The organism is Rhizobium sp. M1, from assembly GCF_002531805.1.
GTDB lineage: Bacteria > Pseudomonadota > Alphaproteobacteria > Rhizobiales > Rhizobiaceae > Rhizobium > Rhizobium etli_C.
Genome location: NZ_NWSW01000116.1, coordinates 1 through 740, shown reverse-complemented (window position 1 = coordinate 740; position 740 = coordinate 1). Strand labels below are relative to the sequence as shown.

1 pseudogene and 1 other annotated feature are annotated in these 740 nt (G+C 60.3%); the pseudogene reads left to right on the top strand.

The annotated features are described in order from the left end of the window. Positions 1 to 740, top strand: a pseudogene (locus CO655_RS33205) (IS3 family transposase); the annotation flags it as partial. Further along, positions 166 to 282: a sequence feature (AL1L pseudoknot), on the top strand. Its footprint overlaps the pseudogene before it by 117 nt.

Here is a 740-nt window from a genome sequence, read left to right as displayed (position 1 = left end):
CAAGATCGGCTGCTCGCCGGCTACGCTGCACGAATGGGTGAAGAAGACCGAGGTCGACAGCGGCAAACGAGCAGGCCTGCCGAGTGATGTCGCCGAGAAGATGAAGGCTCTTGAGCGGGAGAACCGCGAGCTTCGTCAGGCCAACGAGATCTTGCGCAAGGCGTCTGCCTATTTCGCGATGGCGGAGCTCGACCGCCCCTTCAAGCGATGATCTCGTTCATCGACGAACACCGCGGGATGTTCGGGGTCGAGCCGATCTGCAGACTATTGCCGATTGCCCCTTCAACCTACTACGAGAACGTCGCCAAACGCCTGGACGTGGATCGCCTATCGATCCGCGCCCGTCGTGACATCGCCATGAAGATCGAGATACGTCGTGTCTTCGAGCAGAATTTTCGCGTCTATGGCGTTCGGAAGGTCTGGCGGCAGTTGAAGCGAGAAGGCTTCGATGTCGCCCGCTGCACCGTCGCTCGGCTTATGAGGTCGATGAGCCTGCAAGGGATCATTCGGGGAAAGCCGATCCGCACGACGGTTCCCGACAAAACGGCTCCGAGCCCACTGGATCGCGTGAACCGACAGTTCAAGGCTCCTGCGCCCAACAGGCTGTGGGTTTCGGATTTCACCTATGTCGCCACCTGGCAAGGCTTCGTTTACGTGGCCTTCGTGATCGACGCTTTCGCTCGGCGCATCGTCGGTTGGCGGGTGAGCCGGACGGCACATGCTGGGTTTGTCCTCGATGC